Annotated in this window: 17 protein-coding genes; 12 read left to right on the forward strand and 5 right to left on the reverse strand. The window is 68.4% G+C overall.

Going from position 1 to position 22,438, the window contains the following annotated elements; all coding sequences use genetic code 11:
* Window positions 1-223: 223 nt before the first annotated feature.
* The 11 genes from D7006_RS04905 (at window position 224) to D7006_RS04955 (ending at window position 9,914) form a co-directional block, all read left to right on the forward strand.
* A complete protein-coding gene (locus tag D7006_RS04905) occupies window positions 224-1,246 on the forward strand; it encodes an ABC transporter substrate-binding protein (RefSeq protein WP_237355761.1) in 1,023 nt (340 codons plus the stop codon).
* A gap of 90 nt (window positions 1,247-1,336) precedes the next feature.
* Window positions 1,337-2,113, forward strand: a complete 777-nt coding sequence (locus D7006_RS04910) for a succinate dehydrogenase/fumarate reductase iron-sulfur subunit (protein WP_024280482.1) — start codon at window positions 1,337-1,339, stop codon at window positions 2,111-2,113.
* Window positions 2,110-2,454 (forward strand): succinate dehydrogenase, encoded by a 345-nt coding sequence (locus tag D7006_RS04915; protein WP_237355762.1) that lies wholly within the window; start codon window positions 2,110-2,112, stop codon window positions 2,452-2,454. Before D7006_RS04910 ends, D7006_RS04915 begins: the two co-directional genes overlap by 4 nt.
* Complete coding sequence (locus tag D7006_RS04920; RefSeq protein WP_237355763.1) at window positions 2,451-2,831, forward strand: succinate dehydrogenase; 381 nt, start codon at window positions 2,451-2,453, stop codon at window positions 2,829-2,831. The genes D7006_RS04915 and D7006_RS04920 overlap by 4 nt, the downstream gene beginning before the upstream one ends.
* A gap of 2 nt (window positions 2,832-2,833) precedes the next feature.
* On the forward strand, window positions 2,834-3,565 hold the full coding sequence (locus D7006_RS04925; RefSeq protein ID WP_237355764.1) for a sulfite exporter TauE/SafE family protein: 732 nt from the start codon (window positions 2,834-2,836) through the stop codon (window positions 3,563-3,565).
* Between the two features lie 9 nt (window positions 3,566-3,574).
* A complete protein-coding gene (locus tag D7006_RS04930; protein WP_237355765.1) occupies window positions 3,575-4,447 on the forward strand; it encodes a fumarate hydratase in 873 nt (290 codons plus the stop codon).
* A 14-nt stretch (window positions 4,448-4,461) separates the two neighbouring features.
* The gene (locus D7006_RS04935; protein WP_237355766.1) at window positions 4,462-5,073 is read left to right on the forward strand and encodes a fumarate hydratase C-terminal domain-containing protein; all 612 of its coding nucleotides are present in this window, start codon (window positions 4,462-4,464) and stop codon (window positions 5,071-5,073) included.
* The gene (locus D7006_RS04940; RefSeq protein WP_237355767.1) at window positions 5,070-6,800 is read left to right on the forward strand and encodes an L-aspartate oxidase; all 1,731 of its coding nucleotides are present in this window, start codon (window positions 5,070-5,072) and stop codon (window positions 6,798-6,800) included. Before D7006_RS04935 ends, D7006_RS04940 begins: the two co-directional genes overlap by 4 nt.
* A complete protein-coding gene (locus D7006_RS04945) occupies window positions 6,797-8,476 on the forward strand; it encodes a thiamine pyrophosphate-binding protein (protein WP_237355768.1) in 1,680 nt (559 codons plus the stop codon). Before D7006_RS04940 ends, D7006_RS04945 begins: the two co-directional genes overlap by 4 nt.
* Window positions 8,477-8,563: 87 nt before the next feature.
* Window positions 8,564-9,571 carry an ABC transporter substrate-binding protein gene (locus D7006_RS04950; protein WP_237355769.1) on the forward strand — a complete coding sequence of 336 codons (1,008 nt, stop codon included), beginning with the start codon at window positions 8,564-8,566 and terminating at the stop codon, window positions 9,569-9,571.
* A gap of 160 nt (window positions 9,572-9,731) precedes the next feature.
* Window positions 9,732-9,914 carry a hypothetical protein gene (locus tag D7006_RS04955; RefSeq protein WP_169124533.1) on the forward strand — a complete coding sequence of 61 codons (183 nt, stop codon included), beginning with the start codon at window positions 9,732-9,734 and terminating at the stop codon, window positions 9,912-9,914.
* 9 nt (window positions 9,915-9,923) lie between these two features.
* Here D7006_RS04955 and pta read toward each other — a convergent pair whose 3' ends face one another.
* From pta to D7006_RS04975, 4 genes are all read right to left on the reverse strand, one after another.
* The gene (pta, locus tag D7006_RS04960; protein ID WP_237355770.1) at window positions 9,924-11,003 is read right to left on the reverse strand and encodes a phosphate acetyltransferase; all 1,080 of its coding nucleotides are present in this window, start codon (window positions 11,001-11,003) and stop codon (window positions 9,924-9,926) included.
* A gap of 187 nt (window positions 11,004-11,190) precedes the next feature.
* Window positions 11,191-12,966 (reverse strand): sulfoacetaldehyde acetyltransferase, encoded by a 1,776-nt coding sequence (xsc, locus tag D7006_RS04965; protein ID WP_237355771.1) that lies wholly within the window; start codon window positions 12,964-12,966, stop codon window positions 11,191-11,193.
* Between the two features lie 83 nt (window positions 12,967-13,049).
* Window positions 13,050-14,390: an MFS transporter gene (locus D7006_RS04970; protein ID WP_237355772.1), complete on the reverse strand. Its 1,341-nt coding sequence runs from the start codon at window positions 14,388-14,390 to the stop codon at window positions 13,050-13,052.
* Window positions 14,354-16,060 (reverse strand): GMC family oxidoreductase, encoded by a 1,707-nt coding sequence (locus D7006_RS04975; protein ID WP_237355773.1) that lies wholly within the window; start codon window positions 16,058-16,060, stop codon window positions 14,354-14,356. Before D7006_RS04975 ends, D7006_RS04970 begins: the two co-directional genes overlap by 37 nt.
* A 192-nt stretch (window positions 16,061-16,252) precedes the next feature.
* Here D7006_RS04975 and D7006_RS04980 point away from each other — a divergent pair, with 192 nt between their 5' ends.
* On the forward strand, window positions 16,253-17,080 hold the full coding sequence (locus D7006_RS04980) for an IclR family transcriptional regulator (RefSeq protein WP_229646762.1): 828 nt from the start codon (window positions 16,253-16,255) through the stop codon (window positions 17,078-17,080).
* A 97-nt stretch (window positions 17,081-17,177) separates the two neighbouring features.
* Here D7006_RS04980 and D7006_RS04985 read toward each other — a convergent pair whose 3' ends face one another.
* Window positions 17,178-22,352 (reverse strand): ATP-binding sensor histidine kinase, encoded by a 5,175-nt coding sequence (locus D7006_RS04985; RefSeq protein ID WP_237355774.1) that lies wholly within the window; start codon window positions 22,350-22,352, stop codon window positions 17,178-17,180.
* Between the last annotated feature and the right edge of the window lie 86 nt (window positions 22,353-22,438).

Raw genomic sequence — 22,438 nt, forward strand, 5'->3', positions numbered from 1 at the left:
ATGACCTAAGACTATTGACACCTGTCTTGCCGAGGGTACTCTGCCCCTGCCGACACTCAATCGGAAAATGGTCGCGCGCCGGAATCAAAACCCGAGCGGACATGTCCATCGGCCTTTGATCCCGGAAACGAAAACAAGACCGCACGCCCGCAGCGCGCGGCCAGGGCAGCCCTCGGCATGCCGGCTGCGAGGCGCCAGGGAGTCTGCCACCAGGGAGAACGCAATGGGTCTCTTCTTCAAACGCGCGGCCGTGTTCGCCGCCGCAGCGCTAGCCCTTGTTCCGCTGTCGCTCGCCGCAGGAGCGGCGCGCGCGGAAACCGGAACGGTCCGCCTCGCCAAGCAGTTCGGCATCTCCTATCTGCCGATGACGGTGATGGAGGAGTTGAACCTCATCGAGAAGCAGGCCAGCGCCAAGGGCTTTGCCCTGAAGACCGAATGGCTGCGCTTTACCGGCGGCTCGGGCATGAACGAAGCCCTCATCTCCGGCAATCTGGATATCGCCGCCGGCGGCGTCGGGCCGATGCTCACCATCTGGGCCCGCACCCGCGGCAATCTCAAGGTGAAAGGCATCGCGGCGCTGAACGCCATGCCGCTCTACCTCGTCTCGGTGAACCCGAACGTGAAGACCATCAAGGACTTCACCGCCGCCGACAAGATCGCCCTGCCGGCGGTGAAGACCTCCATCCAGGCGGTGACGCTGCAGATGGCCGCCGAGCAGGCCTTCGGCGCGGGCCAGCAGAACAAGCTGGATTCCCTGACCGTCTCCATGGGTCACCCGGACGCCCAGCTCACCATGATGGGCGGCAAGTCCGAGGTGACCGCGCATTTCGGCTCCTCCCCCTTCCAGGAACTGGAGCTGAAGGATCCGCGCGCCCACAAGGTGCTGGACAGCTATCAGGTGCTTGGCGGGCCGCACACCTTCAACGTCATCTGGACCACCGAGAAGTTCGCCACCGAGAACCCCAAGGCCCTCGCCGCCGTCCTCGCCGCGCTGGAGGAGGCCAATGCCCTGATCCGCAAGGATCCTGCCGCCATGGCCGCGCTGTGGATCAAGGCCGAGGGCTCCAAGATGAGCGTCGACGAGGCGGTGGCCATCATCAAGGCGCCGGAGAACGAGTGGACCACCACCCCGAAGAAGGTGCTGTCCTATCTCGATTACATGCACCGGGCCGGCCTCGTCGGTGCCACCACCAAGGACTGGAAGGACATCTTCTTCCCCGCCATCCACGGTGCGCCGGGGGGCTGAATATCTCCTAGGCCGGCGCGCGGCCATCGCGTGCCCTCCCGTCGCGGGCGGCAGCCTGCGGCGTCTCAAGAAGCCCTCAGGACGAACGACATGACCAGCACGAGCCAGAACGGGCGGCCGGCGGCAGCGCCGGCCGAGGAGACCCTGCGCGTCCGCGTGTGGCGCGGCCAGGCCGATGGCGCCTTCGAGGACTTCGCGGTGCCGCGCCGCGCCAGCCAGACCGTTCTCGACGTGGTGACGGAGATCCAGCGTGCACAGGACCCGACGCTCTCCTACCGCTTCGCCTGCCGGGTCGGGATGTGCGGCTCCTGCGCGATGGTGGTGAACGGCCGGCCGCGCTGGACCTGCCGCACCCGCGTCTCCGAAGCGGTGGACGGCGACATCCTCGTGCTGGAGCCCCTGCGCAACCTGCCGATCGTGAAGGATCTGACGGTCGACATGGTCCCCTTCTTCGAGAAATGGCGCGATGCCCACGGCGCCTTCGAGCCGGGCGAGGCCCCGCCCTCAGATTTCGCGCCGGTGCGGCCCGACAGCCCGAAGCGTAAGGCCGCCGATGCCGGCGTCGAGTGCATCAATTGCGGCGTGTGCTATTCCGCCTGCGACGTGGTGGCCTGGAACAAGGACTATCTCGGCCCGGCCGCCCTCAATCGCGCCTGGACGCTGGTGAATGACGAGCGCGACCGGGGCAATGCGGCGCGGCTCGCCGCGGTGTCCGGGGACGTGGGCTGCCACTCCTGCCACAGCCACATGAGCTGCACCGAGTTCTGCCCCAAGGATCTGGCGCCCACCTACGCCATCGCCGGCCTCAAGCGCGCCACCGCGCCCTCGCCGATCGGCCGCCTCCTCGCGCTGCTGGTGAAGTCATGAATCCCCTTCTCTACATGGCCCAGCGCGGAACGGCCGCGCTGCTGGCGCTCGCGGTGGCCGTGCATCTCGCCACCATGGTGCACGCCGTGCGCGGCGGGCTCAGCGCGACGGAAATCCTGTCGCGCACGGCAGGCAATGGCTGGTTCCTCGCCTTCTATTGCGTGTTCGTCTGCGCCGCCGCCATTCACGCCCCCATCGGCCTGCGCAGCGTGATCCGCGAATGGACCGGCTGGCGCTCACGCTCCCTCGACATGGCCATGCTCGCCTTCGCCACCGCCATCCTGGTGCTGGGGCTGCGCGCGGCGCTGGCGGTCTACCAGCCGGGAGGACTGGTGCCGTGAAGCCCTCCGCCCTCTCCTCCACGACCCGCCCCGGCCTGCGCGAGGCTTCCCACCTGAAGCCGGGCTTCATCGCGGCGCTGCTCCACCGCCTGTCGGGCGTGGCGCTGGCGGTGTTTCTGCCCATGCACTTCATCGCGCTGGGCACCGCCCTCTCCGGCGCCAACGCGCTCGACAGCTTCCTGGCGGTCACCCACAGCCCGCTGGTGAAGATCGCCGAATGGGGCCTCGTGAGTGCCCTTGCCGTGCACATGGCCCTCGGCCTCCGGGTGCTGGCCATCGAGTGGTTCTCCTTCCGCGGCCACACCGCCGGTGTAGTGGCGGGCGCCATCGCGGCAGGGCTCGCCGTGGGGCTCCTCTTCCTGCTGAGCGGGTGGTGAGCATGCTCGGCATTCCGCTCGCCACGCTGTCCGTGCTCTGGGCCGGCGCCTTTCTCGGCGCGCTGGCCGCGGGCGGGGCAGGCTTTGCCTTCGCCCTCGCCGCCTCCGCCATCTGGCTGCACGCGCTGGACCCGATCCAGACCACCGCGCTGATCGTCGCCTGCGGCAGCATCCTGCATCTCACGCTGGTCTGGCCCATCCGCCGGTCCATCGACGGCGTGCGCCTCGCGCCCTTCCTCGTGGGCGCTTTGGTGGGGGTGCCGCTGGGCGTCCTCGTGCTCACCGCGGTGAACCCCGCTCCGCTGAAGCTTGCTCTGGGCCTCGGCATGGCGGCCTACGCCCTCTACGCGCTGCTCGCCCCGCGCCTTCCGGTGATCGTCGCCGGCGGCCGGTGGGCCAATGCGGGCATCGGCTTCGTGGGCGGCATCCTCGGCGGCCTAGGCGGCTATTCCGGGGTTGTCCCCACCATCTGGACCCAACTGCGCGGCTGGCCGAAGGAGGTGGCGCGCGGGGTGTACCAGCCCTTCATCCTGTTCGCGCACGTGGTGACGCTGGCGGCCGTCGGGGTGGTGGGCATCGACGGGCGCTCCTGGCAGCTCATCATCCTGGCCCTGCCGCCGCTCGCCATCGGCGCCGTGCTCGGCCTCCAGATCTACGGCCGTCTGAACGAGAAGGCATTCAAGCAGATGCTGTCGCTGATGATCCTGATCTCGGGTCTGGCGCTGGTCTTCTAGGAGCACCCCATGGACCTCAACCTCGACGAAGTCGAAAAGATCTGCGCCGACCTCTATCTGCGCGCGCTCCAGTTGCTGCCGCCGGATATCAAGGCGGGCTTCTCGGAACTCCAGCGGACGGAGACGGACGCGACCGGCCAGGCCATCCTCGGCACCATGGTGGAGAACATCAAGGTCGCCGAGCGCACCCGCAACATCCTGTGTCAGGACACGGGTATCCCCATCTACAACATCACCATCGGCCGCAACGTGGCCTTCGACGGGGCAGGGCTGAAGGAGGCGGTGCGCCGCGGCGCGGCGCGCTCGACCAGGGAGAACTCCCTGCGCTCGTCGGTGGTGCATCCCATCACCCGCAAGAACGACCAGAATTCCTGTGGCATCCGCGTGCCGGTGATCCACATCGACTTCGACGACCGGGAGGAGACCGTCTCCATCGAGATGATCCCCAAGGGCTCGGGCTCGGAAAACGGCTCGTTCCTCAAGATGCTGCTGCCTTCGGACGGCATCACCGCCGTGAAGCGCTTCGTGGTGGACCGGGTGATCGAGCTGGGCGGCCGGGTGTGCCCGCCCACCATCGTCGGCGTCGGCATCGGCGGCACCTCGGACCTGTGCATGCACCTCGCGAAGATCGCCGCCACGCGGCCCTTGCGCACGATGTGCGAGGACGCCGAAGGCGCGAAGATCGAGGCCGAGCTTTCCCGCGCGGTGAACGAATTGGGCATCGGGCCGCAGGGCCTCGGCGGGCGGTCCACGTCCTTCGCCGTCCATGTGGAAGTCGCCGCCACCCACATCACCCAGAACCCGGTCGCGGTGAACATCCAGTGCCATTCCGCCCGCCGCGCGCGGGCCACCCTCACCCCCGGCGGCATCGCCTTCAGCTGATCCGGAGCGCCCCGATGGCCCACCATGTCCTTGAAATGCCGGTTGATGCCGATCAGGTCCGCGCCCTGAAGGTCGGCGATACGGTGACGCTCCAGCGCACCCTGTTCGGCATCCGCGATGCGACGCAGATCCACATGTTCGACCGCGGCCGCACCACCCGCCTCGATCTCAAGGGGCATGCGGTGATCCACACCGCGCCCAACGTGCACCGCGTGGCGAAGTCCCCCGCCGCGCCCGCCGGCTACACGCCCTTCTGCATCGGCACCACCACCTCCATGCGCATGGAGCGCTTCACCCGCCCGCTGATGGAGCGGGAAGGGGTACGCCTCATCGTCGGAAAGGGCGGCATGGGGCCGGCGACGCAGGAAGCCTTCCGCGACCTCGGCGGCGCCTATCTCGCCATCGTCGGCGGGGCGGCGGCGCTGGAGACCACGTGGATCGAGGAGATCGAGGACGTGGACATGGACGATCTCCACCCCGAGAGCCTCTGGAAATTCCGCATCCGCGATTTCGGCCCGTTGCTGGTGGGCATGGACGCCCATGGCGGCTCCCTGTTCGACCGGGTTCAGGCGGACGTCGCCAGCCGCCGCGACGCTGTGCTGGCCGGCATCGGAGCCTCCGAATGACCCCCGCCGTCGCGATCCGGGAGACGGACGTCCTCATCCTAGGCTCGGGCGGAGCTGGCCTGTTCGCCGCGCTTCACACCAAGAAGGCCGCGCCCGACCTCGACGTGACGGTGGCGGTGAAGGGCCTCATCGGCAAATGCGGCTGCACGCGCATGGTGCAGGGCGGTTACAACGTGGCTCTGGCGCCGGGCGACAGCGTCGAGCGCCATTTCATGGACACGGTCGAAGGCGGCAAGTGGCTCAACGACCAGGACCTCGCCTGGACGCTGGTGACCGAGGCGCAGGTGCGCATCCGCGAGCTGGAGACCGAGCTCGGCTGCTTCTTCGATCGCAATCCGGATGGCAGCGTCCACCAGAAGGCCTTCGCCGGCCAGACCTTCGACCGCACGGTGCACAAGGGCGACCTCACCGGCATCGAGATCATCAACCGCCTCATGGAACAGGTGTGGCGGCGCGACGTGAACCGCATGGAGGACCACCGCGCCCTCGACCTCATCCCCGCCGCGGACGGCTCGGGCCTTGCCGGGGTGCTCATGCTGGACATGCGGACCGGCGTTCCGGTGCTGGTGAAGGCGCGTGCGGTGCTGCTCGCCACCGGCGGCGGGCCGACCATGTACAAGTACCACACCCCCTCCGGCGACAAGTCCTGCGATGGGCTCGCCATGGCCCTGCGCGCTGGCCTGGCGCTGCGCGACATGGAGATGGTGCAGTTTCACCCCACCGGCCTCCTCGCCGGACCCGGCACGCGCATGACCGGCACTGTGCTGGAGGAGGGGCTGCGCGGCGCCGGCGGCTGGCTCACCGACCGCACCGGCGCGCGTTTCATGCACCTCTATGACCCGCGCGGCGAGCGGGCCACCCGCGACATCGTCAGCCGCTCCATCATGCGCCGCATCCGCGACGGCTACGCCACCGCCCATGGGGGCGTGCACATCGAGATGGGGCATCTCGGCCCCGACCATGTGCGCAAGACCTTCAAGGGCATGGTGGAGCGCTGCGCCGATTGCGGCTTCGACCTGGCCGGAGGGCGGGTGGAGGTGATCCCGACCGCCCATTACATGATGGGCGGCGTGGTGTTCGGCGGAAATTGCGGCACCGCCATGTCCCGTCTTTACGCGGCCGGGGAGGATACGGGCGGCGTGCACGGCGCCAACCGCCTGGGCGGCAACGGCGTCGCCAACTCCACCGTGTTCGGCGGCATCGCCGGCGATGCCATGGCGCGGGAAGTGGAGCGCGGGCGGGCCCTTGCCGATCCCGATCCGGCGGCCATGGAACATGCGCTGGAGCGCGCCTTCTCTCCGCTGGGCCGCGATGCGCGGGACCTGCCCACCATCCGCGAGGCGCTCTACGAGGCCATGTGGGATGACGTGGGCATCCTGCGCACGGCGCAGGGGCTGAAGCGTGCGCAGGCGACGCTGGGCAGCCTCGGCGATGCCGTCTCCCGCGCCGGCGCACCGGATGGGGATCGCCGCTACAACCTCACCTGGATGGACCGGCTGAACCTTGAGAATCTGGTGCTTGTCAGCCAGGCCATCACCGCCGCTGCGCTCGCCCGCGAGGACAGCCGGGGCGCCCATTTCCGCGAGGACTTCCCCGAGACCTCGGACCTTGATACCTCGCGCTACACGCTGGTGCGGCAGGAGGCGGGCCGCCTCGACATTTCCACGGCCGCGGTGGCCTTCACCCGCGTCGCGCCCGGCCAGAGCCTGCTGAAGGACGTCGCATGAGCCCCGCACCCGCCCCCACTGCCGCTGCCCCTCTCCCCGCCGCGGGGCAGGACCTCGCCCCGCGTGGTGCGGACCTCGTTGTCCGCGCGCTTCAGGCGCATGGGGTGAAGCGCATCTTTTCCCTGTCCGGCAACCACATCATGCCCATCTATGATGCGTTGCTGGAAACGGACATCGCCCTTGTCCACGTGCGCCAGGAAGCGGCAGCGGTGCACATGGCGGATGCCCATGCGCGCCTGACCGGTGAGGTGGGTGTGGCGCTCGTCACCGGCGGGCAGGGCTTGTCCAATGGCGCGGCCGCCTTGTTCACGGCCCTCGGGGCTGAATCCCCGGTGCTTCTGCTGTCCGGCCAGGCCGGCATCGGCGAATTGGGCCGAGGCGCCTTTCAGGAGATGGATCAGGCGGCCGTCGCGCGGCCCATGGCCAAGGCCTCGTGGATGGTGGAAAGCGTCGAAGCGCTCGGCGCCGACATCGCGCGGGCCATGCGCATTGCACGGGAGGGGCGGCCCGGCCCCGTTCATCTCGCGCTGCCGGTGGATCTGCTGGAACAGCGGCTGGCCGCATCGCAGCCGGCCGTGACGATCGAGCAGCCGGCCGGCACGCCGGATGCGCAGGCCATCGCAGGGCGCCTCGCGGGGCTGCTGGAGAGCGCGGACCGGCCGCTCATCCTGTGCGGTCCCGCCTTGTGCACGCCGCGCGGACGGGGCGCCATGGCGCGGCTGGAGGCCGCCACGGGCGTTCCGGTGATCGGCATGGAGAGCCCGCGCGGGGTGAACGATCCCGGCCTCGGCGCTTTTGCGGAATTGCTGGCCGAGGCGGACCTCGTAGTGCTGCTCGGCAAGGCGCTGGATTTCACGCTCAAGTTCGGCGCGCCGCCGGCGGTGGCGGCGGCCTGCCGCTTCGCGGTGGTGGACGCGGACCCGGACCTTCTGGCGCGTGCCGCCAAGGCGAAGGGTCCGCTCCTCGTGGAGCGCGTGGAAGGGGAGGCCGGCAGCGTGCTCGCCGCCCTCGCCGTATCCCCGCCTGCTCCCGCAGCCGTCCGTGCATCCTGGCTGGCGCGGGCGCGGGAGGCACTGGCCTTCCTGCCGGCGGCCTGGGCGAGCGCGCGGGCCGCCTCGGGGCGTATCCATCCGGTGGAGCTGTGCGCCGCGGTGCGCGATTTCCTCGCCCGCCATCCCCATGGGACGCTCGTCTGCGACGGCGGCGAGATCGGCCAATGGCCGCAAGCCGTCGTCAAGACGCAGAACCGCATCATCAATGGGGTTTCCGGCACCATCGGCGCCTCCATTCCCTTCGCCATCGCGGCCCGGCTCGCCCGGCCGGAGGCGCCGGTGGTGGCGGTGATGGGGGACGGCACCTTCGGCTTCCACATGGCGGAGTTCGATACGGCGTTGCGCGTCGGCGCGCCCTTCATCGCGGTCATCGGAAACGACGCCCGCTGGAACGCCGAGCACCAGATCCAGCTGCGCACCTATGGCACCGAGCGGACCCGCTACTGCGATCTGCTGCCCACCCGCTATGACGAGGTGGTGCGGGCGCTGGGCGGATACGGTGCCCTCGTCACCGATGCCGCCGACCTGCCGGCCGCCCTCGCCGAGGCCCGTGCGAGCGGGCTCCCGGCAGCGATCAACGTGATGATCGAGGGCGTTCCCGCTCCGGTCATCCGGCGCGGCTGAGCCTCAGGCCGCCCAAGACCCGATCCGGGCATCAGACCCGGCGACGCCCGCGGGACGGGCGAGGAAACGCAGACGGAGGGCTCAAGGATGATCGCATTCAAACGGAAGCTGGCAGGCGCGCTCGTGCTGCTGGCCGCGATGACGTCGGTCGCGGCGGCGGAGGTGGATAATGTGACCATCGCCCGTCAGCCGAGCCTCGGCCATCTGCCGCTGATGATCATGGAAGACCGCGGCCTGCTGGAAAAGGAGGCGGCGGCGCGCGGCGTGGCGAACCTGAAAACCCGCTACATCAAGCTCGCCGGTGGCGCGGCGATGAATGATGCCCTGCTGTCCGGCGCCATCCAGTTCGCTGCCGGGGGCGTGCCGCCTCTGGTGCTGCTGTGGGCCAAGACCAAGGACGGTTCCAATCCGGTCAAGGCGGCGGCCGCCATGAACTCCATGCCGCTCTTGCTCAATACGTCCAACCCCAATGTGCGCTCGCTGAAAGACTTCACGGCGAAGGACAAGATTGCCCTGCCGGCGGTGAAGGTCTCGGTGCAGGCCATGTTCCTGCAAATGGCCGCGGAGAAGGAGCTGGGACCGGATCGCCGCAACGACCTCGACAAATTGACCGTCACGCTGTCCCACCCGGATGGCATGGCGGCGCTGCTCGCCGGCAATGAGGTGACCGCGCATTTCACCGCCGCGCCCATTCAGGAGCTGGAACTCAGGAAGCCCGGCGTCCACACGGTGCTCAACACGTTCGACGTGCTGGGCCAGCCGTCCACCTTCAACGTGGTGTGGACGACGACGCGCTTCGCCAATGACAATCCGAAAATCTATGCCGCCTTCTTCGCCGCGCTCGAAGAGGCCATCGCCATCATCAACCGCGACAAGTCCGCTGCCGCCCGGGACTATGTCCGCCTCGCCAGCGACGGCAGCGAAGTGGCGCTCATCGAGGGCATCCTGAACGACCCGCAGGTGACCTTCACCACCACCCCGCAGGCGATCCAGAAATATGCTGACTTCATGACCCGCACCGGCATGATCGCCGCCACGGCGCAGAGCTGGAAGGACCTCTTCCTGCCCAACGTGCACGGCAAGCCCGGAAGCTGACGTCGCTTCAATACGAAGGGGCGCCGCCGCCGGAGAGTGTGGCGCCGCCTTGTTTTTCCGACAATTGTTGCGGCGCAACAGAGCGCGATGTTGCGCCGCATTTGGCGACGGATGCGGCTGGGGATATAATGGGCGCTTGAAACGACGCTCGTGACCCCAGATGAACACGCAAGACGAACTGCGAAAGGTTTTCCTGCCGCTCGTGCTGGTTGCGGCGCTGTTCGCGGCCGCAGCACCGCGCGCGGCCGGGCAGCCGATCTCGCTGTCGGCCGTCTCGAAGACGCTCGCGCAGTGGGGCGAGGCCTATGCGGCCTCCGAGTCCATGCTCCAGATGGGCAACTGATCCGTCCCTTCAGCCGGCCCGCGTCTCACCGAGGCTGGTTGCGGCCGGCCGTGAGTTCTGCCAGACGCTGTCGATCTTTCCAGACATCGCGACCGGAAGCGTGCGGCCGGCCTGGGCGCAGGTCAGCGCGATCATGTGGAACACGTCGTCCTGCGAGCAGCCGCGGGAGAGATCATTGGCGGGCTTGGCGAGGCCCTGAAGCACCGGCCCGATGGCCTTCGCCCCGCCGATCCGCTGGGCGATCTTGTAGCCGATGTTCGCGGCATCCAGATTGGGGAAGACGAAGACGTTGGCATCGCCCCGGATCCTCGATCCGGGCGCCGTCTTGGCCGCGCCCACCGTGGCGACGAAGGCGGCGTCGAACTGCAATTCCCCTTCGATCACCAGATCCGGTTCCGCCTGACGCACGAGGCGCACCGCCTCCACTACCTTGTCCACCCGCTGGTGGCGCGCGCTGCCGTTGGTGGAGAAGGAGAGCATGGCCACGCGGGGCGCCTCGCCGGTCATGGCGTTGTAGGAGTGCGCCGCCGCGCGGGCGATATCGGCCAGCTCGGCCGCGTCGGGGTCGATCACCAGCCCGCAGTCGGAGAACACATAGGCCCCCTTCTGCTCGTGATAGTCCTCGCACAGGATCATGAGGAAGAAGCTGGAGACGATCTTCGCGCCCGGCGCGAGGCCGATGATCTGGAGCGCGGCGCGCACCGTCTCGGCCGTGGTCGCCACCGCGCCGCCGACCGTGCCGTCGGCATCCCCCTGCCGCACCATCATGGCGGCGAAGGCGAGCGGCTCGCGCACGCGGCGCGAGGCGGTGGCGAGGTCCATGCCCTTGGCGTGGCGCAAGAGGTGCAGGGCCTTGGCATAGGCTTGAAGGCGCGGCGAGGTGGCGGGATCCTCGATGGCAATGCCCCGCGCATCACCATCGAGGGCCGCCAAAACCTCCTCGCGGGCACCGAGGAGGATCGGCCGGGCAATCCCTTCCCGCGCGGCGCGACGGGCGCCGGCGGCAATGCGCGGGTCGCTGCCTTCCGGCAGAACGATGCTGCGGGGGGCGGCACGCGCGGCGTCGATGATCCGGTCGAGGGCGAGCATGGCCTTCCTCTGGGGACTAGAGCACGCGCCGACCTGATTGCATCGCAATCACGTCGGATAACGCGTTCTCTTTCTTAAGGTTAGAGGGCGATTCACCGAACGGATTGATCCAATCCGTTCGGATCGCGCTCTGGGGCAGAAAAAGCCGGGCGGAGCGTGTGGAGGAGCGACCCCGCCCGGATCTCAGTCAGCGCGCGATCTGCTCACGCATGTCGGAGCGCGCGATGCCGGCCACTGGAACGGGCTTCTTCATGGCATCCCGGCGGAATGGCTCGCCGAGCTCCTGGTTCAGCACCACCTCGATGAAGGTGGTGATGCCCTTCTTCTGCTCCTCGGCGGCGGTGTGGATGGCCTCCTTGAGGCTCTCCGGCGTGTCCACGCGCACCCCCTTGAAGCCACAGCCCTCGGCGATCTTCGCGTAGGAGAGCTTGGGGTCGAGCTCGGTGCCGACGAAGTTGTTGTCGTACCAGAGCGTGGTGTTCCGCTTCTCGGCGCCCCACTGGAAATTGCGGAACACCACCATGGTCACCGGCGGCCATTCCTCGCGGCCGATGGAGGTCATCTCGTTGATGGAGATGCCGAACGCGCCGTCGCCGGCAAATCCGAACACGGGCACGTCGGGGCAGCCGATCTTGGCGCCGATGATGGCCGGGAAGGCATAGCCGCAGGGCCCGAACATGCCCGGCGCGAGATATTTCCGCCCGATCTCGAAGCTCGGATAGGCGTTGCCGATGGCGCAGTTGTTGCCGATGTCCGTGGACATGATGACGTCCTTCGGCAGCGCCGACTGGATGGCCCGCCACGCCTGACGGGGCGACATGCGGCCCTTGTCGCGGGCGCGGGCGTCCTCGTTCCAGCGGGTGCCGGGATCGTCGTCCTCATGGTCCATGGAGGCGAGCTGCTGGAGCCAGCGCGAGCGGGTCTGGTGGATCAGCGCGCGGCGCTCCGCCCGTCCGGCTTCGCCGGCGCTGGACGCGAGCTGGTCCAGCAACTGTCCGGCCACTTCCTTGGCGTCGCCGCAGATGCCCACGGTGATCTTCTTGGTGAGGCCGATGCGGTCCGGGTTGATGTCCACTTGGATGATCTTGGCCTGGCGCGGCCAGTAGTCGATGCCGTAGCCGGGCAGGGTGGAGAAGGGGTTGAGCCGGGTGCCCAGCGCCAGCACCACGTCGGCCTGCGCGATCAGCTCCATGGCGGCCTTGGAGCCGTTGTAGCCCAGCGGGCCGACGGCGAGCGGATGGCTGCCGGGGGCGGCGTCATTGTGCTGGTAGCCGGAGCAGACGGGCGCATCGAGCCGCTCGGCCAGCGCCATGGCTTCGCCGATGGCGTTGCCGATGACCACGCCCGCGCCGTTGAGGATCACCGGGAACTTCGCCTCGGAGAGGATCTGCGCCGCCTCGGCGATGGCGTTGCGGCCGCCGGCGGGACGCTCGAGGCGCACGATCTGCGGCAGCTCGATGTCGACCACCTGAGTCCAGAAATCGCGGGGCACGTTGATCTGCGCCGGGGCGCAGGCGCGCCAGGCCTTCTCGATCACGCGGTTGAGCACTTCGGCGACGCGGGAGGGGTCGCGCACCTCCTCCTGGTAGCAGACCATGTCCTGGAACATGGCCATCTGCGAGACTTCCTGGAACCCGCCCTGCCCGATGGTCTTGTTGGCCGCCTGGGGCGTCACCAGCAGCATGGGGGTGTGGTTCCAGTAGGCGGTCTTCATGGCGGTGACGAAGCCCGTCACGCCCGGTCCGTTTTGGGCGATGGCCATGGCCATGCGGCCGGTGGCGCGGGTGTAGCCGTCGCAGATCAGGCCCGCATTGGTCTCGTGGGCGCAATCCCAGAAGCGGATGCCGGCCTTGGGGAAGAGGTCGGAGACCGGCATCATGGCCGAGCCGATGATGCCGAAGGCCTCGTTGATGCCGTGCGCCTGCAGGACTTTGATGAACGCCTCTTCGGTGGTCATCTTCATGACGGAAAAATCCTCTTGGAACTTTGGAAGTCTTTGGGGAGAGGGAGGCGGCGGCCGCGCGCCGCCTCCGGATCGGCGGGGGATCAGCGCGCGGGCTGCCGGGCCGCTTCAGGGGTGGTGCGCCGGGCGTCGGATAACTGGGCGCGGGTGACCGGCACCCGGATCGCCAGGGCCGAGACCATCGAGACCAGCGCCGCGAACACCACGTAGGCGCACACCTGCCAGGGCTGTCCGTCGCCGCGGGCGAGCAGATAGGTGGCGATGATGGGGGTGATGCCGCTCGCGACGATGCCGGAGAACTGGTAGACGAACGAGATGCCGGTGTAGCGCACCCGGGCGTCGAACAGGTCCGAGAACAGCGCGGCTTCAGGCCCGTAGCACATGGCGTAGAGCACGCCGAACGGGAACACGATGCCGAGCGCGATCAGCGGCAGGGACCCGGTGGAGAACAGCCAGAAGGCCGGGAACACCACCAGCGCCAGCAGCGCGGAGCCGATCGCATAGGTGCGCGGGCGGCCCCATTTGTCGGAGAGCTTGCCGAACATGGGGATGGTGAAGATCATCACGAAGGCGGCGAGCGTCACCAGCCAGAGCGCCGTCGTGCGGGGTACCTTCACGTAGTTCGCCAGATAGACGATGGAGAACACCGCGAAGACGTTGAAGAACACGCCGTCGATGTAGCGCACGCCCATGCCCAGCAACACGTTGCGCGGATATTCCCTGAGCATGGTGATGAAGGGGATGGCCTCCGCCTTGTTGGCGGCCTTCACCTGCTCGAACTCGGGCGTCTCTTGCACCTTCAGGCGGATGTACATGCCCACGATGATGAGCACGATGGAGCCGATGAAGCCCACGCGCCAGCCCCAGCTCATGAACTGCTCGTCCGGCAGCATGGAGACGATGGCGGTGACGCCCGAGGCGAGGCACAGGCCGAGCGCGAGGCCGATCTGCGGGATGGAGGCGAAGAAGCCGCGCTTGTCTTCCGGCGCGTATTCATACGCCATCAGCACCGCGCCGCCCCATTCGCCGCCGATGCCGATGCCCTGCGCCACGCGCAGCAGCAGCAGCAGGATGGGCGCGGCGATGCCGATCTGCGCATAGGTGGGCAGAAGGCCGATGGCCACCGTCGCCACGCCCATGATCATCAGCGTGATGATGAGCATGCTCTTGCGGCCCAGCTTGTCGCCGAAATGGCCGAAGATGAGCCCGCCCACCGGCCGCGCCACGAAGCCCACCGCGAAGGTGGTGTAGGCGAGCAGGATGGAGATGACCGGATCGTCGGCCGGGAAATACAGCTTATTGAAGACGATGCCGGCGACGATGCCGTACAGGAAGAAGTCATACCATTCGATGGTCGCGCCGATGACGCTGGCGCCGACCACGCGCCTCAGCTCGCGACTTGAAGCTCCCGCTTGCCCAGCCATTGTTGTGTCCTCCCGTCATTGATTTGATTTGGGGCGTTGTCTCGCCCATTCCTGTTGTTCATCGCGTCCTCGCGGATCATGTCGGCGGCTTTTTCTCCGATCATGATCGCGGGGATGTTGGTGTTGCCGGACACAAGGCTCGGCATCACGGAGCAATCCACCACCCACAGGCCATCGACGCCACGGACCCTTAGGCGCGGGTCCACCACCGCATCGCGGTCGTCGTCGGGGCCCATCCGGCAGGTGCCGGCGGGGTGGAAGATGGTGGCGCCGTATTCGCGGGCGAAAGCGAGGAGACCCTCGTCGTCGGTGACGCCCGGTCCCGGCAGCTTCTCCTCCGCCACATAGCTCTTCAGCGGCTCGGTGGCGGCGAGCTTGCGGGCGAATGTCATGGCGGCGACGGCACACCGCCGGTCCGTGTCGGCGGCCAGATAATTGGCGGTGATCTTCGGCGGCGCGAGCGGATCGCCCGAGCCGAGCCGCACCCAGCCCTTGCTCTCCGGCCGAAGCTGGCACACCGAGAGGGTGAAGCCGGAATAGTCATGCACCTTGCCGCCGGCCATGTCCGCCGAAAGGGTGCCGATGTGGAACTGGATGTCGGGGGTCTTCGATTCCGGCAGCACGCGGGTGAACAGGCCGCCCTGGTTGATGCCGATGGCCAGCGGTCCGCCCCGGAACAGGAGATATTCCAGCCCCATCTTGAGGCGCCCGAACAGGGAGTTCAGCGCATCGTTGGTGGTGATGGGCTTGGTGCAGCGATAGAGCAGGCGCAGCTGGAGATGGTCCTGCAGGTTGCCGCCGACGCCGGGGCTGTCCACGTGGACGCCGATGCCGTTGGCCTTGAGGTGCTCCGCCGGCCCGATGCCCGAGAGCATGAGCAGATGCGGGGACTGCACCGCCCCCGCTGACAGCACCACGCCCCGGCGCGCCCGGATGACCTTTACCCGCCCGCCTACGCTCACCTCCACGCCCACGGCGCGGCCATTCTCAAACAGCACGCGGCGCGCCTGTGTGTCGGTGAGGATGGAGAGATTGGCGCGGCCCTTGGCGGGGGAGAGATAGGCCTTGGCCGCGCTCATGCGGAAGCCGTTGCGGGTGGTGAGCTGATAGTAGCCCACGCCCTCCTGACGGACGCCGTTGAAGTCCGCCGTCTCCGGCACGCCCAGCTTGCGGCCAGCCTCCTTGATGACCTCGATCAGCTCGTGCTTGCGCGGGATGGAGCTGACGCGCACGGGACCATCGGTGCCGTGGAGCGGATCGCCGGCGAAGGCGGGGTTGTCCTCCAGCTTGCGGAAATAGGGCAGCACATCCTCGAAGCCCCAGCCAGTGGCGCCCTGCGCCGCCCAGCCGTCGTAATCCTCCTGCTGTCCGCGGATGACGATGAGGCCGTTGATGGAGGAGCATCCACCGAGCACGCGGCCGCGCGGCCAATAGATGCGCCGGTCGCCCATGGTGGGTTCCGGCTCGGTGTGGAAGCGCCAGTTCAGGCGATCATTCCACATGGTCTTCCCGTAGCCGATCGGCACGTGAATCCAGGGGTTCGTGTCCTTTGGTCCGGCTTCCAGCAGGGCGACGCGGCTCTTGCCGTCTTCGCTCAGCCGATTGGCCAGAACACACCCCGACGACCCGGCACCGATGACGACGAAGTCGAAGTTTTCCTCGCCTTGCATGGCAGTTTCCTCTCTGCGGAGCAGACGATGCGACGAAGGGATGAGATGAGTCAATCCATTTTTTGAAATGAAACGTCTCATTCAGTGAGATTTATGTTGTGCAATGCGAAGGCCGCCGTGTGCACCTGCGTTCCGTTTGACACCCCGCTGCCAGCCGCTAAGGCTGCACGTAGCGAGAGGCTGACGATTCAGATGGCCAAGGCAAAGCAGCAGCTGGAGAGCGTGGAGAAGCCGGAGAAGCCCGAGGAGCGGGACAACGCCTCGGCCATGCTGCGGGCGCTCGATCTGCTGGGCGAGATCGCGCGGTCCGAAACGCCCCTCGGCGTGCCCGAGCTCTGCGTGCGGCTCTCCTTGCCCAAGCCCACCGTCCATCGCCTGTGCCAGAAGCTGGAGGCCGAATCCTATCTGCTGCGCGAGCCGGATGGACGGCGCTTCGCGGTGGGGCCGCGCTTCCTGCGCATGGGGTTCGACATGCTGCGCAATTCGGTGAGCACCGAGCGGCGAGGCATCCTGGAGGCGCTGGTGGACGTGGCGGGCGAGACCTGCAATTTCGTCACCCGCGTGGGCTCCGAGGCGATCTATCTCGACCGCGTCGAGGCCGCCTGGCCCCTGCGCCTGCATCTGGAGGTGGGCTCGCGGGTGCCCATGCATTGCACGGCCTCCGGCAAGCTGTTCCTCTCCGCCATGCGTCCCGTCCAGCGCCGGCGCATTCTGGAGACGCTGCACCTGAAGGCGCAGACGCCGAACACCATCACCACCGTCGAGGAACTGGACGCCGAGCTGGAGCGCATCGCGAAGAATGGCTACAGCACGGACGATCAGGAGTTTCTGGAAGGGCTCGTCGCCATCGCCGTGCCGGTGAAGGACCGACGCGGCACGGTGGTGGCCGCGGTGGCCTGCCACGGCCCCCTGCCGCGCTTCTCGCTGGAGAAGGCGAGGGCTCTGGTACCCAACCTCAAGGAAGCGGCGGAACGGCTCCAAGCCACCCTTCCCGATTCCGGCGACGTCACGGACGACTGACGCGTGGCCGGCCAGCGGAATGGCGGGGACGGGGCAGGCCCGACATTCTTACGACGCGAAAGCCCAACGTTCGTTAAGGCACGATCCGCGCCTCCACTCAGGCTTGCGCATCCTGTTCCGTCCGGGCGGCGTCATCCAGCGTCTTCAGGCTGAAATAGAAGACGCTTCCCTCTCCCACGGTCGAGCGTGCCCGGAGCACCCCGCCGTGCGCCTCGATGATCGAGCGGCAGATGGACAGCCCGATGCCCATGCCGGCGTGCTTGGTGGTGAAGAAGGGTTCGAAGATGCGGGAGAGGACATCCTCGCTCATGCCGCAACCGGTGTCGGCGATGCTCAGGCGAACCATGCCCGCGTCCTGAGACGTCTCGATGGTCAGGCGCCGCCGGCCGGGATCGACCGCTTCCATGGCGTGAATGGCGTTGGTGATGAGGTTGAAGACGACTTGCTGCAACTGGACAGGATCGGCCTCCACGTGGCGCCGGTCCACCGCCAGCAGGTCGACCAGCTCGACACCGTTCGACTGGAGGTCCTTGACCACCAGCCGCATCACGTCCTCGGTGAGATCTTCGAGGCGGATCGGCTCCAGCACCGGGGCAGTGCGCTTGGCCAGCGCGCGCAGGGACTTGACGATGCCCGCCGCGCGCATGCCCGAGGCCCGGATCTGCTCGACGCCCTGCAAGGCTTCATCCACGTCCGGCTCCGCGCGCCGCAGCCAGCGCATGGCCGCATCGGCGCTCGCAACGATGCTGGTCAGGGGCTGGTTGATCTCGTGCGCGATAGAGGCGGCATAGTTGCCCATGGCCATCATGCGGGAGGCGCGACCGAGTTCCGCGCGCGTCTCCCTGAGGTCGAACTCCGCGCTCGCCCGCCGCGTGTTCTCGTCCACGAGATCGTTGTAGAGGCGGGCGGCATCCAGCGAGATGGCCGCCTGCGTCGCCAGCAGTTCCAGCAGCGCCGTGCGGTTTGGCGTGAAGACGTCCGCGGCGAGGTTGTTCTCGAGATAGAGAATGCCGACGAGCGTGCCGCGCTTGATCAGCGGCATGAACAGGAGCGAGCGCGCGGGCGTCCCCCCGTGGCCGGCGGCGCGCAGGCCCGGTTCCTCGCTGGCGGCATCGGCGAAGACCGCCGTCCTGCGCGTGCGCATGACCGTGTTGAGCATGGCCAGCGGCAGGTCGCGCGCGGTGGGAACGGCGGAGTGGACGTCCACTTCCACCTGCTGGTTCTCCACACGCGCCGAGGCCTCGATCACGGGATCGCCGCCGCGCATGAGGATCAGGAGACCGTATTGGGCGCCGGCATGGACGATCATCTCCCGCATCAGCGTGCGGATGACCTGATCGAGCCCCACCGTCTCGGCCAGCGTCTGCGCGGCCTTGGTCATCACCTCAAGATTGAGGCCGCCCTGTCCCGCCGAGATGCCCGTTGCGTCTGCCGCTCCGTCGCCGGCCCGGTGCTGGCGCGCGCCGGCGCCGCCATCGAGCAGGAGGGGGAAGCTGCGCATGAGCTGCTCCGCCTTCCCCTCCGCGCCCCAGTGCCGGTAGTGGCTGATCGCCGCCTGGACGTATCCGGAAGTGGGAATGCCGAGCCCGGCCTCCCGGCAGCAATAGGCCGCCAGCTCGTAGGCCAGCGCCTGCTCATGGACAAACCCGCTGGCCGCCGCCGCGTCCGCGGCCTGCTCGTACAGGCGCTGCGCGTCCGCAGGAATGCCGGAGAGCCGTGCCGCCTCGGCCTCCAGCAGCAGGTGCTTGCACTCGAAGGTGGACGGATTGAGTCGCGCGCGATCGGCAAAGCGCCGCCGCAGCTCGTCGATCCTCCCCAGCGCCACCTTCCGGGCGGGCGCGCCTGCACTGGTGCGGGCCAGCGCGAGGGCGAGGAAGAGCGCGCATGAGGCGGTGTCGATATGCGCTGGCGCCGCCCAGCTCAGCGCCGCCGCCTGTTCCAGTTGGAGGACGGCGCGCTCGAAATCGCCGAACAGGAAGGCAGTCACGCCCGCATAATGGCGGACCCAGAAGAGGGTCGCCAGCGAGGTGATTTCCGCTTCCGGAACGCCCTGTGCGCCGTCGTAATCGCCGGATGCGAGTGTATCCACGAAGCGGAACTGCGCCGCCAGGATGAGCTCGATGTCGCGATACTTGAACTGGCGCGTCCACGCCAATCCTTCCTCGATGTCGTCCCGCACCGCGGAGAGGGGCGCGCCCAGCATGAGCATGTTGGACGCGATGTGGTTGCGGGCATAGCAGGCCCAGCCGAGATCGCCCGCCGTCAGGCCGATCTGCGCCGCCTCGCGCGCGCGATCGAGGGCGAAGCGCAGCGGCCGTGTCCACGCGCCCACCTGGTCGAGGGCCAGCAGAACCGCCGTCTGCTGCGCCTCGTAGCCGCCCCGCTGGACGATGTCCTGCGCCATCATGGCGTAGGTCTCGCCATCCTCGTAGGCGCCGTAGAGATCCGCGCAGAACACGCCGAACCACGCAAACCCGTAGGCAGCCTCCGGCGTCATGCCGTGGTCGAGGGTGAGTTCGACGATCTTGATGAGATGCAGCACGCGCAGGCCGCCGCGCACGAAGAAGGCCGCGCTCAGGGCAGAGAGCAGGGCGAGCGCCGACCGCATGGCGGGATCGGTGATTTCCGGCAGGTTGCGCAGGTGGGACACGTCGAGGGCGTTGAGGCGGGCGCTGCACGCCTGATAGGCCTGCGCGAGCTGTTCGTCCGTCACGGACCGCGCGAGTTCGACACCGAGGAGCGCGAGCCCCGCCAGGGCCTCGTCGATCGCCCCTTCGTAGTCCGACCGGATGGTCCGCGCGATGGCCTTCAGGCGGTAGAGGTCGGCCTGCTCCACCGGGGTGGCGGCAATGGCGAGCGAGCGTTCAATGGCCGGCAGGGCCTCATCGATGCGCCCGAGGGCGATGAGGATTTCGCAATGGAGCCATTTCACCTCCGCGAACAAGGCGCGATGGCTCACTTGCCAGACGTCGGGCATGAGGCTGCGGGCCATCTCGATATGGCCGGCAGCCACGTGGACGGCGCCGGAATTGCGGGCGCGGCGGGCCGCGGTCCGCAAGGCCCTCACGAAGCTCAGGCGCTCCGCCTCATCCAGTGTGGTGCGATCGGCGCGCTCGATCTGCGCCGCCATGGCGAAGGCCCAATCGGCGTCGCCGTCGCGCTCGACTGCGATCATGCGCCGGGCGATGGCCAGATGCTCGGTCGGGCGATCCGGCTCGGGAATGGAGGCGTAGGCGGCTTCGAGAACGCGGTCATGGGCGATGACGTAGTCCGCATCCCGCCGCAGGAGCAGGCCAGCTTCCACGAGGCCAACCGCGACGAGCTCCGCTTCGGCCTCGGACTGGCCGACAAGGTGCGCAAAGGTCTCGCCCGAAACCCGCCCGCCGACGCTCGCGAGCCGCTGCAGGACGCCGCGCTGGCTCGGCGGTAGCGCATCGAGCCGCTGCAGCATGAAGTCCGAAACCGAATTGTACGCGCCGAAGCGCAGCGGATCCCAGCGCCAGCGTTGCGCCTCCGGATCGAAGGTGATCACCCTGTCATCGAAAAGCTTCTGCAGGAGCTGCCGGACGAAGAAGGCATTGCCCCCGGTCTTACGATGGATGCTGTCCGCGAGCTCGCCGAGTTCGGCCGGTGCGCCGTTCAGCGCGCTGGCGACGAATTCGAGGGTCTCCGTGCTCGAGAGCGGGCCGACGCGGATCTCCAAGGTCGGCAGCAGGCCGGTGTGCGCCTCCGCCAGCAGGCTGACCAGCTCGGGATGGCGGGCGACCTCTTCCTCGCGATAGCTGCCGATGAGCAGCACATGCGGCGGCGCTTCGCGCCACAGCGCCTGAAGGGCGCCGAGGCTTGCCGCGTCCATCCATTGCAGGTCGTCGAGGAACAGGACGAGCGGGCGGGACGGCGTCGCGAAGGCCTTGAGGGTCTGGAGCACGATCCGCACCACGCGCGCCTGCGCCATGCTTGCGGCAACCTCGGGCAGCGCGCCACCGTCCGAGAGGATGAATTCGGCCTCGGGCACGAGATCGATCAGCAGGCTGCTGTAGCCCGACAACTGCGCGGCAAGGCGCTCGCGGATGCCGTCCAGCACGTCCGCGCTCTCGCCCAGCGCCCGCATCACCAAGGTGCGCAGCGCCTGGGCGAAGGGGGCGTAGGGCATGCCCTCCTGCAGCAGGACGCTCTTGCCGGCCGCGAACTGGGCGTCCGCCGGCAGCCAGGCCTTCGACAATTGCTCGACGAGGGCGGATTTGCCGGCGCCGGCTTCGCCGCGCAGCAGGATCAGCTCGCTCCGGCCCGTGTGGGACACGCGCCCGAAGGCCTCCACGAGCTGCGACAGCTCCAGCGCCCGGCCGAACAGCCCGCGCGCCTCGATCCCCTTTCGGGCGAACTCGCCGCGGCCGAGAGCGAAGGTCGCCGCGCCGTCGCCGGCCGCCAGCGCGGTGCGGGCGAGGCGCAGGTCGATTTGGAGCGCTTCGGCGCTCTGGTAGCGCTGCTCCGGATCCTTATCGATGAGCTTCATGAGAATGGCGTCGAGCATGGGCGGGACGTCGCCGCGTACGGCGCCGGGCCGCACGGGCTCGACCGCCACATGGGCGTGCAGCCACTCCGCCATGCTGGTGGCCTGGACCGGCAGGCGCCCGACGAGCAGCGCATAGAGCAGCACGCCCAGCGAATAGAGATCGCTGCGCGCATCGCTGGCCGGGCGATGAAGCCGCGCCTGCTCCGGCGCGGCGTAGGCGATGGCGTCGGCCGCCATGAACCCGGCCGCTTGCGGGGCGTCGGTGCCGATGGGGCCGACGAGATGGCGGAAGCGGACCCGTCCCCGCTCTTCCAGAAGCACGCTCGGTGGCCTGAGGCCGCCATGGATGGTGCCGAGCGCGTGCAGCCGGGAGAGCGCGGCGGCGATGGCCGTACCGAGATCGAGGAGCGCTTCGGGGGCGAGCGTGCCGGGAGTGAGGTCGCCGAGGGTCGCGGTGGGGCGATCCGGGTAGAGGAGGAGCACCCGGTTGCGATGCTCCAGCCGATGGGGCGGGTCGGCGAGGTCGGTGGGAAGCCCCTGCGCCAGGGCCGCCTCGCGATCGAGAATCGCCGCCGCCGGACTGCCGCGCAAAGCGGATTTCACCCGCCAGCGCTCGCCCGTCAGCTCGTCCTGGGCGAGACAGGATTCGATGGCGTCAACGGTGCCCTCGGACGTCAGCGCGAGGCGGTCGAAGGATGCGGCGTCCATCCCGCTGCGCAGCGGAGGGCTGTTGCCGTCGATGTCTCGCACGCTGTCCACTGGCGATCTTTCATCCGTTCATTGCATATATGTACACAAAATCGATGTTATTGATTATTTGTATTGCGTTATTGCAAGTGCGTCCA

The sequence above is a fragment of the Xanthobacter sp. YC-JY1 genome (assembly GCF_021730305.1).
GTDB classification, from domain to species: domain Bacteria; phylum Pseudomonadota; class Alphaproteobacteria; order Rhizobiales; family Xanthobacteraceae; genus Xanthobacter; species Xanthobacter flavus.

Excerpts from the sequence above, each read along its gene's own strand:
- D7006_RS04975 (WP_237355773.1), bottom strand. The coding sequence starts at position 16,060 with ATGCAAGGCGAGGAAAACTTCGACTTCGTCGTCATCGGTGCCGGGTCG.
- D7006_RS04945 (WP_237355768.1), top strand. The coding sequence starts at position 6,797 with ATGAGCCCCGCACCCGCCCCCACTGCCGCTGCCCCTCTCCCCGCCGCG.
- D7006_RS04970 (WP_237355772.1), bottom strand. The coding sequence starts at position 14,390 with ATGGCTGGGCAAGCGGGAGCTTCAAGTCGCGAGCTGAGGCGCGTGGTC.
- D7006_RS04930 (WP_237355765.1), top strand. The coding sequence starts at position 3,575 with ATGGACCTCAACCTCGACGAAGTCGAAAAGATCTGCGCCGACCTCTAT.
- D7006_RS04915 (WP_237355762.1), top strand. The coding sequence starts at position 2,110 with ATGAATCCCCTTCTCTACATGGCCCAGCGCGGAACGGCCGCGCTGCTG.
- D7006_RS04955 (WP_169124533.1), top strand. The coding sequence starts at position 9,732 with ATGAACACGCAAGACGAACTGCGAAAGGTTTTCCTGCCGCTCGTGCTG.
- xsc (WP_237355771.1), bottom strand. The coding sequence starts at position 12,966 with ATGAAGATGACCACCGAAGAGGCGTTCATCAAAGTCCTGCAGGCGCAC.
- D7006_RS04980 (WP_229646762.1), top strand. The coding sequence starts at position 16,253 with ATGGCCAAGGCAAAGCAGCAGCTGGAGAGCGTGGAGAAGCCGGAGAAG.
- D7006_RS04950 (WP_237355769.1), top strand. The coding sequence starts at position 8,564 with ATGATCGCATTCAAACGGAAGCTGGCAGGCGCGCTCGTGCTGCTGGCC.
- pta (WP_237355770.1), bottom strand. The coding sequence starts at position 11,003 with ATGCTCGCCCTCGACCGGATCATCGACGCCGCGCGTGCCGCCCCCCGC.
- D7006_RS04935 (WP_237355766.1), top strand. The coding sequence starts at position 4,462 with ATGGCCCACCATGTCCTTGAAATGCCGGTTGATGCCGATCAGGTCCGC.
- D7006_RS04910 (WP_024280482.1), top strand. The coding sequence starts at position 1,337 with ATGACCAGCACGAGCCAGAACGGGCGGCCGGCGGCAGCGCCGGCCGAG.
- D7006_RS04940 (WP_237355767.1), top strand. The coding sequence starts at position 5,070 with ATGACCCCCGCCGTCGCGATCCGGGAGACGGACGTCCTCATCCTAGGC.
- D7006_RS04905 (WP_237355761.1), top strand. The coding sequence starts at position 224 with ATGGGTCTCTTCTTCAAACGCGCGGCCGTGTTCGCCGCCGCAGCGCTA.
- D7006_RS04925 (WP_237355764.1), top strand. The coding sequence starts at position 2,834 with ATGCTCGGCATTCCGCTCGCCACGCTGTCCGTGCTCTGGGCCGGCGCC.